Annotated in this window: 17 protein-coding genes; 6 read left to right on the top strand and 11 right to left on the bottom strand. The window is 71.3% G+C overall.

What is annotated here, in order from left to right; translation table 11 throughout:
* The first annotated feature begins 12 nt into the window (after positions 1 to 12).
* Both O3S82_RS03855 and O3S82_RS03850 read left to right on the top strand, forming a co-directional pair.
* Positions 13 to 1164 carry an Mrp/NBP35 family ATP-binding protein gene (locus tag O3S82_RS03855; protein WP_179425943.1) on the top strand — a complete coding sequence of 384 codons (1152 nt, stop codon included), beginning with the start codon at positions 13 to 15 and terminating at the stop codon, positions 1162 to 1164.
* A 10-nt stretch (positions 1165 to 1174) separates the two neighbouring features.
* Entirely contained in the window at positions 1175 to 1486 is a 312-nt protein-coding gene (locus O3S82_RS03850; RefSeq protein ID WP_269305639.1) for a sec-independent translocase, read from the top strand.
* A gap of 6 nt (positions 1487 to 1492) precedes the next feature.
* Here O3S82_RS03850 and O3S82_RS03845 read toward each other — a convergent pair whose 3' ends face one another.
* Positions 1493 to 2053, bottom strand: coding sequence for a sigma-70 family RNA polymerase sigma factor (locus O3S82_RS03845; RefSeq protein ID WP_269305637.1), 561 nt, complete (start codon positions 2051 to 2053; stop codon positions 1493 to 1495).
* 150 nt (positions 2054 to 2203) lie between these two features.
* Between O3S82_RS03845 and O3S82_RS03840 the strand changes: the two genes are divergently transcribed.
* A complete protein-coding gene (locus O3S82_RS03840) occupies positions 2204 to 2833 on the top strand; it encodes an O-methyltransferase (RefSeq protein ID WP_179425947.1) in 630 nt (209 codons plus the stop codon).
* A 12-nt stretch (positions 2834 to 2845) separates the two neighbouring features.
* On the opposite strand, the gene O3S82_RS03835 is transcribed toward O3S82_RS03840, so the two are convergent.
* The 3 genes from O3S82_RS03835 to O3S82_RS03825 all read right to left on the bottom strand — a co-directional run bounded on the left by O3S82_RS03835 (position 2846) and on the right by O3S82_RS03825 (position 3962).
* Positions 2846 to 3172: a hypothetical protein gene (locus O3S82_RS03835; protein ID WP_269305635.1), complete on the bottom strand. Its 327-nt coding sequence runs from the start codon at positions 3170 to 3172 to the stop codon at positions 2846 to 2848.
* 24 nt (positions 3173 to 3196) lie between these two features.
* Positions 3197 to 3358, bottom strand: coding sequence for a DUF3117 domain-containing protein (locus tag O3S82_RS03830; protein ID WP_078700305.1), 162 nt, complete (start codon positions 3356 to 3358; stop codon positions 3197 to 3199).
* A gap of 91 nt (positions 3359 to 3449) precedes the next feature.
* Positions 3450 to 3962 carry a hypothetical protein gene (locus O3S82_RS03825; RefSeq protein ID WP_179425951.1) on the bottom strand — a complete coding sequence of 171 codons (513 nt, stop codon included), beginning with the start codon at positions 3960 to 3962 and terminating at the stop codon, positions 3450 to 3452.
* Between the two features lie 130 nt (positions 3963 to 4092).
* Here O3S82_RS03825 and O3S82_RS03820 point away from each other — a divergent pair, with 130 nt between their 5' ends.
* Positions 4093 to 4986 (top strand): SGNH/GDSL hydrolase family protein, encoded by an 894-nt coding sequence (locus tag O3S82_RS03820; protein ID WP_179425953.1) that lies wholly within the window; start codon positions 4093 to 4095, stop codon positions 4984 to 4986.
* Position 4987: 1 nt separating this feature from the next.
* Here the strand turns inward: O3S82_RS03820 and dapE are convergent, their stop codons facing one another.
* The 7 genes from dapE to murI all read right to left on the bottom strand — a co-directional run bounded on the left by dapE (position 4988) and on the right by murI (position 12123).
* The gene (gene dapE / locus O3S82_RS03815) at positions 4988 to 6052 is read right to left on the bottom strand and encodes a succinyl-diaminopimelate desuccinylase (RefSeq protein WP_269305629.1); all 1065 of its coding nucleotides are present in this window, start codon (positions 6050 to 6052) and stop codon (positions 4988 to 4990) included.
* Between the two features lie 34 nt (positions 6053 to 6086).
* Positions 6087 to 6749, bottom strand: a complete 663-nt coding sequence (locus O3S82_RS03810; protein ID WP_269305627.1) for a VOC family protein — start codon at positions 6747 to 6749, stop codon at positions 6087 to 6089.
* Between the two features lie 46 nt (positions 6750 to 6795).
* Positions 6796 to 7410: an RdgB/HAM1 family non-canonical purine NTP pyrophosphatase gene (gene rdgB, locus O3S82_RS03805; RefSeq protein WP_269305626.1), complete on the bottom strand. Its 615-nt coding sequence runs from the start codon at positions 7408 to 7410 to the stop codon at positions 6796 to 6798.
* Positions 7407 to 8126 (bottom strand): ribonuclease PH, encoded by a 720-nt coding sequence (rph, locus tag O3S82_RS03800; protein WP_179425962.1) that lies wholly within the window; start codon positions 8124 to 8126, stop codon positions 7407 to 7409. The genes rdgB and rph overlap by 4 nt, the downstream gene beginning before the upstream one ends.
* Positions 8127 to 8245: 119 nt before the next feature.
* Positions 8246 to 10438, bottom strand: a complete 2193-nt coding sequence (locus O3S82_RS03795) for an immune inhibitor A domain-containing protein (protein ID WP_269305624.1) — start codon at positions 10436 to 10438, stop codon at positions 8246 to 8248.
* A gap of 120 nt (positions 10439 to 10558) precedes the next feature.
* Complete coding sequence (locus tag O3S82_RS03790; RefSeq protein WP_179425964.1) at positions 10559 to 11320, bottom strand: MBL fold metallo-hydrolase; 762 nt, start codon at positions 11318 to 11320, stop codon at positions 10559 to 10561.
* A complete protein-coding gene (murI, locus tag O3S82_RS03785; protein ID WP_269305622.1) occupies positions 11317 to 12123 on the bottom strand; it encodes a glutamate racemase in 807 nt (268 codons plus the stop codon). The genes O3S82_RS03790 and murI overlap by 4 nt, the downstream gene beginning before the upstream one ends.
* 127 nt (positions 12124 to 12250) lie before the next feature.
* Here murI and O3S82_RS03780 point away from each other — a divergent pair, with 127 nt between their 5' ends.
* Both O3S82_RS03780 and O3S82_RS03775 read left to right on the top strand, forming a co-directional pair.
* Positions 12251 to 13579 carry a GH1 family beta-glucosidase gene (locus tag O3S82_RS03780; protein ID WP_179425968.1) on the top strand — a complete coding sequence of 443 codons (1329 nt, stop codon included), beginning with the start codon at positions 12251 to 12253 and terminating at the stop codon, positions 13577 to 13579.
* Positions 13576 to 14796: an MFS transporter gene (locus tag O3S82_RS03775; RefSeq protein ID WP_269305620.1), complete on the top strand. Its 1221-nt coding sequence runs from the start codon at positions 13576 to 13578 to the stop codon at positions 14794 to 14796. Before O3S82_RS03780 ends, O3S82_RS03775 begins: the two co-directional genes overlap by 4 nt.
* The last annotated feature ends 11 nt before the right edge of the window (positions 14797 to 14807 follow it).

Here is a 14807-nt window from a genome sequence, read left to right as displayed (position 1 = left end):
AGACTTCACGGCATGGCTGACGTCACCCAGGACCAGATCACCGAGGCGCTCTCGACCGTCAACGATCCCGAGATCAAGCGCCCGATCACCGAGCTGGGGATGGTCGACACCGTCACGATCGGCGAGACCGAGATCGTCGTCCGCCTCCTGCTCACCGTCGCCGGCTGCCCGCTCAAGGACACGCTGACGCGCGACGTCACCGCCGCCGTGGCCAAGGTCGCCCCGGCCCACACGGTCCGCGTCGACATGGGCGTCATGACCGACGAGCAGCGCAAGGCGATGCAGGAGCACCTCCGCGGCGGCCGCGCCGAGCGCGAGATCCCCTTCGCCCAGGCCGGCTCGCTCACCAAGGTCTACGCGATCGCCTCGGGCAAGGGCGGTGTCGGCAAGTCGTCCGTCACCGTGAACCTCGCCGTCGCGATGGCCAAGCGCGGCCTCAAGGTCGGCGTCGTCGACGCCGACATCTACGGCCACTCGATCCCCGACATGCTCGGCGTGGGCGACCAGCGCCCCACCCAGGTCGAGGACATGATCATGCCCGTCCCGGCCCAGGTCGGCGACGTGTCGCTGAAGGTCATGAGCATCGGCATGCTCAAGCCCCGCAAGGACCAGGTCGTCGCCTGGCGCGGCCCGATGCTCGACCGCGCGCTCGTGCAGATGCTGGCCGACGTCTACTGGGGCGACCTCGACGCCCTCTTCCTCGACCTCCCGCCGGGCACCGGCGACATGGCCATCAGCCTCGGGCAGCACCTGCCCAACGCCGAGGTCGTCGTCGTCACGACCCCGCAGCAGGCCGCGGCCCAGGTGGCCGAGCGCGCCGGCACGATGGCCTCGATGATGCACCAGCGCGTCGTGGGCGTCATCGAGAACATGTCGTGGCTGCAGCTGCCCTCAGGCGAGAAGCTCGAGGTCTTCGGCTCGGGCGGCGCCGCCGAGGTGGCCACCACGCTGACCGCGCGCCTGGGCTACGACATCTCCCTGCTCGGCCAGGTGCCGCTGGAGGAGAAGCTGCGCGAGGGCGGCGACAGCGGCTCCCCGATCGTGATCGAGGATCCTGACGCCGAGAGCGCCAAGGTGCTCCAGCAGATCGCCGACGGCCTCAGCGGCCGTTCCCGTGGCCTGGCCGGCATGCAGCTCGGCCTCGCCCCCGCCGGCCGACTGTAAGGTCGCGCCCGTGGGCCTGGGCTGGATGGAGATCGGTGCGATCGCCGTCGTCGCCGTCATCGTCTTCGGACCCGACCGGCTTCCCGGTCTGGCGCGTCAGGCGGCGCAGTTCGTCAAGACCGTGCGCCAGATGGCCGAGAGTGCCAAGTCCGAGCTGGGCAAGGAGCTCGGCGACGAGTTCAAGGACATCAACCTGCGCGACCTCGACCCGCGGGCCGCGGTGCGCGACGTGATCCTCTCGGACACGACTCCCCCGCCCGTCCCGAGCGTGCGCATCCTGCGCCCGGGCGAGATCCCGCCCTTCGACTCCGAGGCGACCTGATTCCGGTCAGATGCCGAGGGCGCCGAGGACGCGGGTGCGGCCCGCGCGGGGCTCGCGGTGGGCCAGCTCGCGACGCAGCGCGGCGCGGCCTCGGTGCACGCGCGTGCGCACGGTGCCGGGCTTGACGCCCAGCAGCAGCGCGATCTCCGTGTGCTCGAGCTGCTCGACGTCGGACAGCACCACGGCCACGCGCAGCTGGCTGGGCAGCGTCGCGAGCGCCGCCTCGATGTCGGGGTCGAAACCGGCGTCGTGGACGAGGTCGTGCGGCAGGTCGCCGTCGTCGACGAGGCGCGACTCGTGCGCGTCGGTCAACGCCGCAGTGGGCTGACGACCCGCGCGGCGGGCCCGGTCGAGGAAGAGGTTCGTGGTGATCCGGTGGAGCCAGCCGGCCAGGTTGCGGGCCTCGTAGCGGTCGAGCGAGGTGAACACGCGCTCGAACACGTCCTGCGTGAGGTCCTCGGCGTCCTGACGGTTCCCGGTGAGGCGCGTGGCGAGGCGACGGACCTGGGTCCCGTGCTGGGCGTAGATCTCGGCCTGGTCCTGCAGCGTGGGCTTCCCGTCGGGCATGCCACGATCCTCGACCCTCAACCTGAGAGCAGTCGAAGAACGCCCTGACGGTTGGCGAAGTCCGGTGGGCCCTGACCCGCGCGTCCCCTGCGCTCCCGGGGCTCCGCGTCGATAGGCTGGACCCACCCGCCGAACGATTGCGAGGGGACGATGACTTCCGAAGCCAGCCAGGCCTACGTCGAGCAGTACCGGTCCGAGGACGACCACCTGCGCACTGCGCGCCAGCACGCCGAGACCGTCGGCGTGGTCCCCGTCCTGCCCGGCGCGCGCGCCGCGCTGACCTTCCTGGCCGGCGCCGCCGGCGCCAAGAGCATCGCCGAGATCGGCACGGGCACCGGCGTCTCCGGACTCGCCCTGCTGCGCGGCATGCTGCCCGACGGCGTGCTGACCTCGGTGGACCTCGAGGCCGAGAACCAGCGCCTGGCCCGCCAGGTCTTCCTCGCCGCCGGCATCTCCCCCACGCGCTTCCGACTCATCACGGGGTCGGCGCTCGACGTCCTGCCGCGGCTCAACGACGGCGGCTACGACCTGGTGTTCTGCGACGGCGACAAGGTCGAGTACGGCGAGTACCTCGACGAGGCGCTGCGCCTCACCCGCGCCGGCGGCTTCGTGGTGTTCGACAACGCCCTGTGGCACGACCGCGTGGCCGACCCCTCGCAACGCGACCCCGAGACCGTGGCCATCCGCGAGCTCGTGGAGCGGGTGGGCGCCGACGAGGACCTGTCCTCGCTGCTGCTGCCGCTCGGCGACGGCCTGCTGGTGCTGCAGAAGCCGCACTGACGCGGCGGTCGGTCAGCCCTCGAAGCGCGCGGAGGAGCGGAAGCCCGCCGGGCCGCGCACGACGGCGACGACCTCGAACGGCTCGATCTCGGGCAGGGCGCCGATCAGCGCGGTGCCTGGGGCGTCGGCCGCCCGGGTCTCGAAGTCGGCCTGGAAGGCGGCTCGCGCCTCGTCGCTGACGAAGACGTAGGTGCCCTCGAACCACTCGCCCTCGCGGGCTCGCCACGTCTTGAAGCGCAGGCCGGCCAGGCCCGCGAACTTCGCGTGGGACTCGGACTCGACGTACTCGTGCAGCTGCTCGAGCACGCCGTCAGGCGCGTCGGCCAGGGGCCAACGCACGGAGAGTCCGTACATCCAGCGTGCTCAGACGGCCTTGAGGGCGTCACCGAGCGTGGCGGCCTCGTCGTTGTTGAGCTCGACCACCAGACGTCCGCCGCCCTCGAGCGGGACGCGCATGACGATGCAGCGTCCCTCCTTGGTGACCTCCATCGGTCCGTCGCCGGTCCGAGGCTTCATGGCGGCCATCTGTACCCCTCTCGTTGGTCGCCCGAATTTTCGGGCCGGGATCCATTATCGCGCATCGCGACGACGGAATCACGCCAAGGGGGCGAAAGCGTCAGGCGGAGCGCAGCTCGCCGGACGCGTCGCCCCGCTCCGCGCCCTCGGCCTCGGCGGCCGGGGTGACGATGCGGGGGTCGATCTCGGGGCGCACACCGAGCATCGCGACGAGCTCCTGCTCGGTGGCCAGACGCTCCTCGAGCTCGTCGATCTGGGCGCTGCCGGCGGCCAGGTCGGCGCGCAGGCGGGAGATCTCGGCCTCGCTCGCGCGCAGGCGCTCGGAGACGGCGCGACGGAACGACGCGTCGACGTCGAGGTGCTCGCGCTCGCGCTCGGCGATGACGCGCGCGTCGCGCACGCGGTCCTTCGCGAACTTCTGGCGAACCTCGCGGATCTCCTCGGACATGAGAACGGTCGACGTGATGCCGGCCGAGAGGGCCACGCAGGAGGCCATGATGAGGGCCGGGATCGTCTGCATCGCGACAGCGGCGATGACGACGACGGCGGCCAGAGCGAGCACGATCGCGGCGGATGTCACGCGCAGCGAGCGGGGAAGTGTGCGGCTGGACATGCGGCCCAGATTAGGCGGGGCGCGAGGTGGACTCGTGACGGCACGCCGACGGCGGTCCGACAAACTTTCAGGTGAAGCCTGAGGCTTGCTCCGAGTGGACGTCGCGGCGCCGAACACTACGGTGGGACGGGTGCGATCTTCCACGACGCTGCGGCTGGCCTGCGCGCTGGCCCTCGCCCTCTCGGCCCTGACCGCCTGCTCCACCCGGGTCGCTCCCCCGGCCTCCGACGCACGGCCGCAGTACCTCGCCATCGGCGACTCCTACGCCGCCGGCTACCGGCCCGCTCTCGACGGGGAGCCCGCGCAGAACACGACCTCGGGGTTCGCCTGGAAGGTCGCGCGCGACCGCGACCTGGAGCTCGTGAACGTCAGCTGCGCGGGGATCACGGCGGTCGCGTTCGTCGGGGGCGAGACGTGCGACGAGGAGTTGCGCGGACCCGACGCGCCGCCGCTGGACGGCGGGTCCCCCGCGGACGCGGTGGTGCGTCACCTCGACCGCTACGGCGACGACGTGAGGCTCGTCACGGTGGTGCTCGGGGCGAACGATCTGCGAGGCTGCTCGCTGGACGCCGAGCTGCGCTCGTGCGTGCAGGCGGCCGTTCCCGAGACCACCGCCGCCATCGATGCGCTGCTGGGGCAGATCCGCGAGCGCGTGGGCGCCGACGTGCCGATCGTCGGGCTGACCTACCCCGCCTTCTGGACCGGTGAGCCGGTGCGCCGGCCCGACTCCGACGTCGCCCGCGCCGTGGCCGACGAGACCGTGGACATGTTCCGCACGATCCTCAACCCGGCGCTGCGCGCGGTCTACGCCAAGCACGATGCGGCGTTCGTCGACGTCACCGAGGAGTTCGGGGCCTACGCCTCACCCGACGCGACGGTGGTGTCCCCCGACTTCGGGACGATCCCCGCGCGCGCCGAGGACATCTGTGCCCTCACCTACTACTGCGCGCTCGGGGACATCCACCCCACGAGCGCGGGCCACACCGTGATCGCGCGGCTCGTGGAGGGGGCGCTGCGGTCCTGACTCACGCGTCGCCGCTGAGCCAGCGACGCAGGCGGTCGTGCACGCGGCGCAGGTGCTCGACCGGGACCTGCTCGTCGGCCTTGTGCGCGTAGATCGGGTCGCCGGGACCATAGTTGACCGCCGGGACGCCGAGCAGGGTGAACTTCGCGACGTCGGTCCAGCCGAACTTCGGCCCCACCTCGCCGCCGACGGCGTCGACGAACGCGGCTGCGGCCGGTCGCTCGAGGCCGGGCAGGGCGCCGGGCGCCGAGTCGGTGACCGTGAGCTCGAAGCCGTCGAAGACCTCGCGCAGGTGGACCAGCGCGGCCTCCTCGTCGCGGTCGGGCGCGAAGCGGTAGTTCACGGTGAGGACCGCCTCGTCGGGGATCACGTTGCCACTCACTCCCCCGCGGATGCCGACCGCGTTGAGTCCCTCGCGGTAGGTCAGTCCGGCGATGTCGACCGTGCGCGGCTCGTAGGTCGCGAGGGTGGCCAGCACGGGCGCGAGGTCGTGGATCGCGTTGTGGCCCATCCACGAGCGGGCCGAGTGGGCGCGCTCGCCGGTGGTGCGCACGTCGACGCGCATCGTGCCCTGGCAGCCGGCCTCGACGCCCGCGTTGGACGGCTCCATGAGGATCGCGAAGTCGCCCGCCAGCCACTCGGGGTGCTCGCGCGCGATGCGGCCGAGGCCGTTGTGGACGGCGGCGATCTCCTCGGCCTCGTAGAACACCCACGTGACGTCGCGGACCGGTTCGGCGAGGGCCGCGGCGAGGCTCAGCGCGATCGCGACGCCGCCCTTCATGTCGCACGTGCCCAGGCCCCACAGGATGTCGCCCTCGAGCCGCGAGGGCATGTTGCCGTTCTCGGGCACGGTGTCGAGGTGACCGGCGATGACGACGCGCTCGGACCGCCCGAGGTTCGTCCGGGCGATGATCGTGTGCCCGTCGCGAACCACCTCGAGATGGTCGTGCGACCGCAGCGCGGCCTCGACCGCGTCGGCCAGGACGGCCTCGTCGAGGCTCTCGGACGGCACGTCCACGACGGCGCGGGTCAGGGTGACGATGTCGGCGCTCAGGTCCAGGCTCACGCCCTCCACCCTAGGCCCCCGCCCGCGCGGCGGATCAGGCGTCGAAGACGCAGAACTCGTTGCCCTCGGGATCGGCCATGACGGTCCAGCGGCGGTCGTCGCCGGGTGGCAGCAGCACCGTGGCGCCGCGCTCCACGAGGTCGTCGACCGTGGCGTCGCCGACCAGCCTGACGTCCCAGTGGATGCGGTTCTTGACCGTCTTGGGCTCGGGCACCGTGACGAAGTCGAACGACTCGGTGGGCGAGCCCGGGATGTCGTCGACCCACGAGTACTCGTCGTCGCTGCTGTAGGTGGCGCCGAAGACGTCGGCCCACCACGCGCCGATGGCGGCATGGTCGATCGCGTCGACCACGACGTCCTTGAGGCCGTCGGGACGCTCGCCGCCCTCGAAGACGCAGAACTCGTGGCCCTCGGGATCGAGGAAGGTCGTCCAGCTGAACTGGCCGGGCTCGGTGAGGCGCTCCAGACCCTCGAAGGGCGCGAGGTCGCGCGCGACGATGTCGAGGTGGACGCGGTCCTTGACCGTCTTGGGCTCGGCGGGGTTGATCCAGATCGTCCGCCCCGGGTCGTCGCCACGCAGCACGGCGCCGACCTCGTCGGTCTCGCCGCGCAGGTGCAGCCAGCGCCCCCACCGCTCGGCGGCGGCCGCCGGGTCCTCGACGTCGATCACCAGGTCCTTGAACTCCACGAGTGCCATGGAGCCCACGCTAGGGGCGACCACCGACGGCGTCACCCCGAGCGCGTCAGGACGTGAGCGCCTCGGCGACCACGGGCGCGATCGCGCGCAGGGCGCGACCGCGGTGGCTGATCGCGTCCTTGTCCTCGCGCGAGAGCTCGGCGGTGGACGCCTCGTGGCCCTCGGCGGCGAACAGCGGGTCGTAGCCGAAGCCGCCCGCGCCGCGCTCCTCGCGCAGCACCCGGCCGGGCATCTCGCCGATCTCGACGACCTCGGTGCCGTCGGGCAGCACGAACGCCATCGCGCACCGGAAGGTGGCACCACGGCGCTCGTCGGGGACGTCGGCCAGCTGGGCCAGCAGCAGTCGGTTGTTCGCGGCGTCGCCACCCTGGTCCTTCGGAACGCCGGACCAGCGCGCGGACAGCACGCCGGGCATGCCGTTGAGCGCGTCGACGCAGATGCCCGAGTCGTCCGCGAGCGCGGGCAGGCCGGTGACCTGCGCGGCCGTGCGCGCCTTGATGAGGGCGTTGCCCTCGAAGGTCGGCTCGGTCTCGGCCGGCTCGTCGTAGGGCTCCACATCGGCCAGGCCCAGCACCTCGACGCCCGGCACGAGCGGCTCGAGGATCCGGCGCAGCTCGTCGAGCTTCTTGGCGTTGCCCGAGGCCAGGACGACGCGGGTCACGAGGCGAGCGCCTCGCGCTGCAGGCGGGTCAGGTCGGCGCAGCCCTTCTCGGCCAGGCCGAGTAGCGCGTCGAGCTCGGAGCGGTCGAAGGCCGCGCCCTCGGCGGTGCCCTGGACCTCGATGAACTTCCCCGATCCGGTCATCACGACGTTCATGTCGGTCTCGGCGCGCACGTCCTCGACGTAGGGCAGGTCGAGCATCGGGGTGCCGTCGATGATGCCGACGCTGACGGCGGCGATGGAGTCGACGAGCGGGTCGCCCTTCACGGCGCCCTGGGACTTCAGCTGGGCGATCGCGTCGACCAGCGCGACGTAGGCGCCGGTGATCGCGGCGGTGCGGGTGCCGCCGTCGGCCTGGAGGACGTCGCAGTCGATCGCGATGGTGTTCTCGCCGAGCTGCGAGAGGTCGACCGCGGCGCGCAGCGAGCGCCCGACGAGACGGCTGATCTCGTGCGTGCGGCCGCCGACCTTGCCCTTGACCGACTCACGGGCGGAGCGGTCGTGGGTGGCCTGCGGGAGCATCGCGTACTCGGCGGTGAGCCAGCCCATGCCCGAGCCCTTGCGCCAACGCGGCACGCCCTCGGTGGCGGCCACGGCGCACAGCACGCGGGTCTTGCCGAACTCGATCAGGCACGAGCCCGCGGCGTGGTCGAGCCAGCCTCGGGTGATCGTGATCGGTCGCAGCTCGTCGGGGGTCCTGCCGTCTTCTCGGGTCACCCCGCCACGGTAGCGGCCCGCAGTTTCCCCGGTTAAGTGGGTTTCCTGTCACTGAACGAGGTTTGCAAACCTCGCGAAGTGAGAGTTTCCCCACTTAACCGGGGAATCCGTCAGTCGGCTCAGCTGCCGCCGGGCTGCAGCTCGCCGTTGACGGTCAGCTTGTACGGCGCGTACTGCTGGACCATCTCGGTGGAGTCGTCGTAGCTGACGATCGCCACGATCTGCTTGGCCGGCTTGAGCGCGATCAGCGAGAGCTTGTCGAGCTTGACCGAGCTCTTGCCGTCCGAGGCCACCTGGGCCACGTACGGGACCTTGCCCGGGCGGATGCCGACCAGCTTGACGTGCCAGTTCTCGACGGGCGTCGGACGGATCTGCGTCGGCGACTGGAAGTCGTCGAGGTTCGAGCCGTCGCTGATCGTCGTGTCACCGACGACCACGTTGTCGATCTTCAGGCCGCCCTCGTTCACGCCGCCGTCCGAGATGTACCGGAAGGACAGCAGGATCTCCTGGCCCGCGTAGGCCGAGAGACCGAAGGTGTGCGGCTCGAAGCCGTCGGTGGTGCCGGCGAGCGCCGGACCCTGCGGGCCGTCGACGGTCTTGTCGCCGGCGAGCGACGTGTAGGTGGCGCCGCCGTCGGTGGACACCTGCACGTAGCCGTAGTCGTAGCCCTCCTCGGCGCCGTACTTGGCGTCGAGCGTCAGCGTGGGCGAGCCCGCCGGGACCGTCACCGGGGTGACCGCCGCGACGTCGAGGCTGTTCTCGTTGCCCGAGAACAGGACCGCGTCGCCGGGGCGATCGCTGTCGTCGGTCACCGAGGTCCAGCGCAGCGGCTGGGCCGGGAGCGTCTTGGCGCCCTCGAACGTCGCGCTGCGCAGCTGGGCGCCGGTGATCTGCTTGCCCTTGACCGTGAGCGGGACGTAGTCGGCGCCGTTCGGGGCCGCACCCGGCGTCGCATAGGCGGCGGGGTTGTCCAGGTTCACCGACGAGCGCAGGCTCGGCGTGGTGACCTTCGACTTCGTCGTGCCCACGATGAGCGCCTTCTTGGCGTCGCCGACCAGCTGGTCGAGCAGCGTCATCGACTGGAAGTCGTGGAACACCTTGCGGAAGCTGGTGCCCTTCGCCTTGAGCTGCTTGTCGATCGCGGCGATGCCCTGGGCCTCGCCGTCGCGGTGCAGCTCGGAGATGAAGTCCTCGCCGAACCTGTCGCCCAGGTACAGCATCAGCTGGTACGCGTGGCCGTAGTCCGCCAGGACGCCCGAGGACGTGTTGCCCTCGTCCCAGAGGTTGAAGGAGTTCTCGGGGCCGCCGCAGTCACGCGGGTTCGTGTTGTACGGGGTCTGGACGGTGCCGTAGCCCTGGAAGCAGTAGAGGTGGCCGTCGCCGCCCTTGTCGTAGACGGTCTTCGTGCCGTCGACGTAGCCCACGAGGGTCTGCGCCCAGTCGGACAGGCCCTCGTTGACGGCGATGCTCTCGCCGGGATCGGTGTAGTACTGCAGCAGGTGCTGGTACTCGTGCGCGAACGTCCCCTCGTAGAGGTGCGGGCGCGCCGGACGGCTGGTGCACACGTCGCCGGTCGGCTCGTCGGCCGGGTCGGCACCGGTGCGGTGCTCCCAGTCGAACGCGTCGATCGTCATGATGTTGCGGTCCATGTACTCGTTGAAGATCGACCAGAAGAAGCCCGCGATGTAGGTGGGAGCCGCCGGGAAGTCGTAGTAGTTGTCGTCGCGGACGTTGTCGACGAGCGTCACGATCTTCTCGCCGCCGCCGCTGAAGTCGCCCTCGATGAGCGCGTTCGACCCGTCGCGGGCCGGCGGCGTGCTGAACGCCTCGGACTCCTTCGGGTAGATGTTCGAGTCGAACTCCTCGACCAGGCTCTCGACCTGGGCGTCGGTCACGACCGTGGCGTCGTCACCGCGGCAGTCGCCCTCGGGGAACGCGATGTCGTTGGCGACCCACACCTCGATGTTGTCGCCGGACCCGCGCAGTGTGTAGTCCTTGTAGTAGATCGAGCCCTGCACGTCGTCGAGCGCGAGCCACTCGCGCACGGTGCCGACGGGCGGGGTCTCGCCCGCCGGGGCGGCCGAGCGGCTCTGGGCGCGCTTCCCGGCCTTGTACTGCGTGGTGGTGTCGACCTTCTTGCCCTGGAAGGTGAGGTCCTTCAGGTCGAGGTCGGGGTGGAACGGCTGGGGATCGGCGGCCTTCGCGGAGGTCGGCGCGGCCGCAGTGGCCGTGCTGCCGGCGATCGCCGGCCCCGTCAGTGCCGAGGCCGCGAGTGCTGCGGACACGGCGAGTGGCTTCCATGAGATCTTCACGATCTACCTCTCTTGGTGCCCGTCCCCCCGGACGCACACGCCGTGCCCTGATGGCACGGTGGCTGGGCACCGAGAGTCACTTAACCCTCTGGCGCCCCACCAGGGCAATGCCCCGGAGAGTTACAACTCGACTACGTCACCCGATCGCACGAGCGTGTAGTCGCCGGTGTAGGTGGTGAGCAGGTCGGCCTCGACCTCGGCGCGGTCGGTCCACGGCGGGATGTGCGTCAGCAGCAGTCGCGCGCTCTGCGCCTTGGTGGCGAGGCGGCCCGCGTCGGCGCCGGTGAGGTGCAGGTCGGGCGGGTTCTCGGCCGACTCGACGAACGACGCCTCGCACAGGAACACGTCGGCGCCGGAGGCGAAGTCGGCCAGGTCGTCGTCGGGTCCGGTGTCGCCGGAGTACACCAGGACGCTGCCCTCGTGCTCGATCCGGACGGCGTAGGCCTCGACGGGGTGCGGGGTGCGCCGGGCCTTGAGCGTGAACGGCCCGATCGTGGTCTCGAGGCCGTCGGCCAGCTCGTGGAACTCGAACGGCAGGGTCATCCCGTTGGGGGCCGTGGTGCCGTAGGCGTTGGACAGCTGCCAGTCGCTGCCGGGCGGCGCGTAGACCGGGATCTTCGGCGGCGGGCCCGACGGGTGGTACTTGCGCACGACGTAGAGGCCGCTCATGTCGAAGCAGTGGTCGGCGTGCAGGTGCGACAGGCTGATCGCATCGATGTCACGCAGGTCGATGACGTCCTGCAGCGGCCCGAGGGCGCCGGAGCCGAGGTCGAGCAGCAGCCGGAACGTGCGGCCCTCGAACGGGGCCTCCACGAGGTAGCAGCTGGCGGCCGACTCGGGTCCGGGGAAGGAGCCGGAGCAGCCGACGATCGTGAGCCTCACGTGGCCACCCAGGCGAACTGGTCGACCGACTCGACCTCGGGACCGAGGAAGCGACGGCCGAGGTCGGCGAACTCGGCGGGATGCCCCGTGGTGAGGAAGCGGTGCTCGGGCGACGGCAGCGCGCCGTCGCGCTCGAGGCCGTGCGACGCCAGCAGGCGGTACACGTCCTTCGCGGTCTCCTCCGCACTGGACACGAGGGTCACGCTATCGCCCATCACGTACGCGAGGACGCCCGTCAGGAGCGGATAGTGGGTGCAGCCGAGCACGAGCGTGTCGACACCGGCCTCCTGGAGGGGCGCGAGGTACTCCTGCGCGACGGCGATCAGCTCGGGCCCGCCGGTGATGCCGGCCTCGACGAACTCGACGAAGCGCGGGCACGTGCTGGTGTGCAGGTCGATGCCGGGATTGGCGGCGAACGCGTCGTCGTAGGCGCCCGACGTGGCGGTGGCGGCGGTGCAGATGACGCCGACCCGGCCGTTGCGCGTGGCGTTCACGGCGCGGCGCGTGGCGGGCAGGATCACCTCGACCACGGGGACGTCGTAGCGCTCGCGCGCGTCGCGCAGGACGGCGGCGCTCGCGGAGTTGCACGCGATCACGAGGGCCTTCACGCCCAGCGCGACGAGGTGGTCGAGGCACTCGAGGGCGTACTCGCGGACCTCGGAGATCGGCTTCGACCCGTAGGGCTGCCGGGCCGTGTCGCCGAGGTAGACGATCGGCTCGTGCGGCAGCTGGTCGAGCACGGCCCGGGCGACCGTGAGGCCTCCGAAGCCCGAGTCGAAGATGCCGATGGGTGCGTCGCTCACACGTCAGAGGGTAGACACCTCGCCGCCCCGACGGGCAATCGAACGGGCGTGAGGTCCGTCATCACGGCGAGACGACGGTGTCGCCGAGGGTCCCCCGCGGGTGCAGGTTTCGGTGCAGGATGGGCGCATGCGTGATCTGCCTCACTTCGGACCCGACTTCACCTGGGGCGTCTCGACCGCCTCGTACCAGATCGAGGGGGCGGTCGACGAGGACGGCCGCGGGCGCTCGGTGTGGGACGAGTTCAGCCACACTCCCGGCCGCATCCTGAACGGCGACACGGGCGACGTGGCCTGCGACCACTACCACCGCTACCGCGAGGACGTGGCTCTCATGGCCGACCTCGGGGTGGACGCGTACCGCTTCTCGATCGCCTGGCCGCGGATCCAGCCCGACGGCGTGACGGTCGAGCCACGCGGGCTCGACTTCTACGACCGGCTCGTCGACACCCTGCTGGAGCACGGCATCGAGCCCAGCGCGACGCTGTTCCACTGGGACTCGCCGCTGGCGCTCGAGGCGGGCGGCGGCTGGGAGAACCGGGACATCGCCGACCGGTTCGCCGAGTACGCGCGGATCGTCGGCGAGCGCCTCTCCGACCGCGTCACGCGCTGGTTCACGCTCAACGAGACCGTGGTGTTCACCCTGCTCGGTCACGCCACCGGCATCCACGCGCCGGGCAAGGAGCTCGGGTTCGGCGCGCTCCAGGTCGCCTGGCACCAGCTGCTCGCCCACGGCCGGTCGGTGCAGGCGCTGCGCGCGGCCGGGGCGCAGCAGGTGGGACCGGCGAACAACCACTGCGAGGTGCTGCCGATCGAGGACACTCCGGAGCACCGCGACGCCGCGGGCCTGTTCGACCTGATCTACAACCGCGCGTTCCTCGACCCGATCCTGCGGGGCACGTGGCCGCTGGCCGGGATCGTCGACCCCGTCGCGCAGGACGGCGACCTCGAGCTGATCTCGCAGCCGATCGACTTCCTGGGCGTCAACTCGTACAACCCGCAGTACGTCGCCGCGGCCGAGCCCGGTGCCGAGATCCCGTTCGAGATGGTCACGCCCGAGGGGCTGGAGTACAACGACTTCGGCTGGCCGATCATCCCCGAGGGCTTCACGCGGATGCTGACGGGACTGAAGGACACCTACGGCGACGCGCTGCCGCCGATCCTCATCACCGAGAACGGCGGCGCGTTCAACGAGACGCCCGGCGAGGACGGCCGGGTCCGCGACCAGCGCCGGATCGACTACACCGCCGCGCACCTCGGCGCCCTGCACGACGCGATCGACGCCGGGGTCGACGTGCGCGGCTACTTCCACTGGTCGTTCATGGACAACTTCGAGTGGGCCGAGGGGTACTCGCAGCGCTTCGGCCTCACGTACGTCGACTACGAGACGCAGCAGCGCATCCCGAAGGACTCGTTCGCCTGGTACCGGTCGGTGATCGACGCGCAGCGGGATCGATGACCACGCCCGTCGAGCGACGGGCGCCCGTGCGCCTGCCGTGGCTGCTGTCGGTCGCGGTCGTCAACCTCGGCACGTACGTCGCGTTCTTCGGCCCCCTTGCGGTGCTGCTGCCCCAGCAGACAGAGGCGATCGTCGGCGACGGCAAGGAGACGGCGCTCGCGATCGTCACGGGCATCGGCGCGGCGATCTCGATGGTGGCCAATCCCCTGTTCGGCGCGCTGTCCGACCGCACCCGGTCGCGCTTCGGCCGGCGGGTCCCGTGGATCACGGCCGGCTCGGTGGTCGGCGCGCTGGGCCTGACGATCCTGTCCGGCGCCAGCGAGTTCTGGCAGGTCGTCGTCGGGTGGTGCCTCGTGCAGGCCTCGGTCAACGCCTCGCTGGCCTCGATCACGGCGACCCTGCCCGATCGGGTGCCGGTCGCCCAGCGCGCGTGGGCCGGCGGGCTCGTCGGGCTGGGCCAGACGCTCGGCATCCTCGTCGGTGCGGGGCTCGCGATCGCCTTCGGCGGCACCCGCGCGGGCTACCTCGCGTGCGCCGCCTTCCTGCTGCTGAGCGCCCTGCCGTACCTCGTGCGCAGCCACGACGAGCCGCGCCCCGAGCGCGTGCCGTGGTCGACTCGCGCGTTCGCGCGGTCGTTCTGGATCTCCCCCAGCCGGCATCCCGACTTCGCGTGGGCGTGGCTGACCCGCTTCGTCGTCAACCTCGGCAACGCGATCGCGACGCTGTACCTCTTCTACTTCTTGCAGGACGCGGTCGGCGTGGAGGACCCGGACGGCGGCGTCTTCGTCGTCATCGCGGTGAACTCAGTGGTGGTCGCGATCTCGGCCGTGGTCGCCGGGCGCTGGTCCGACCGCGTCGAGCGCCGCAAGGTCTTCGTCGTGTGGGCCGGCGTCGTGATGGCGGTGGCCGCGCTGCTGCTGGCGTTCTGGCAGACGTGGCCCGGCGTGCTCGTGGCCGCCGTGGTGCTGGGCGTGGGCTTCGGGGCGTTCATCGCCGTCGACCTGGCGATCATCACCGAGGTCCTGCCCGACGAGGCGGGGTTCGCGAAGGATCTCGGCGTCATCAACATCGCCAATGCCCTGCCGCAGGTGCTCGCGCCCGTGGTCGCCGCGGTCATCGTGACCTCGCTGGGCGGCTACACGACCCTCTACGTCACGGCCGCCCTCGTCGGACTCGCCGGCGCTCTGGCCGTCGTGCGCATCCGCGGCGTGCGCTGAGACGCACGGAC

The sequence above is a fragment of the Aeromicrobium sp. HA genome, from assembly GCF_027171405.1.
Classification (GTDB): domain Bacteria; phylum Actinomycetota; class Actinomycetes; order Propionibacteriales; family Nocardioidaceae; genus Aeromicrobium; species Aeromicrobium tamlense.
The sequence above is the reverse complement of the archived record's forward strand: the minus strand, read 5'-3'. Positions and strand labels throughout refer to the sequence as shown.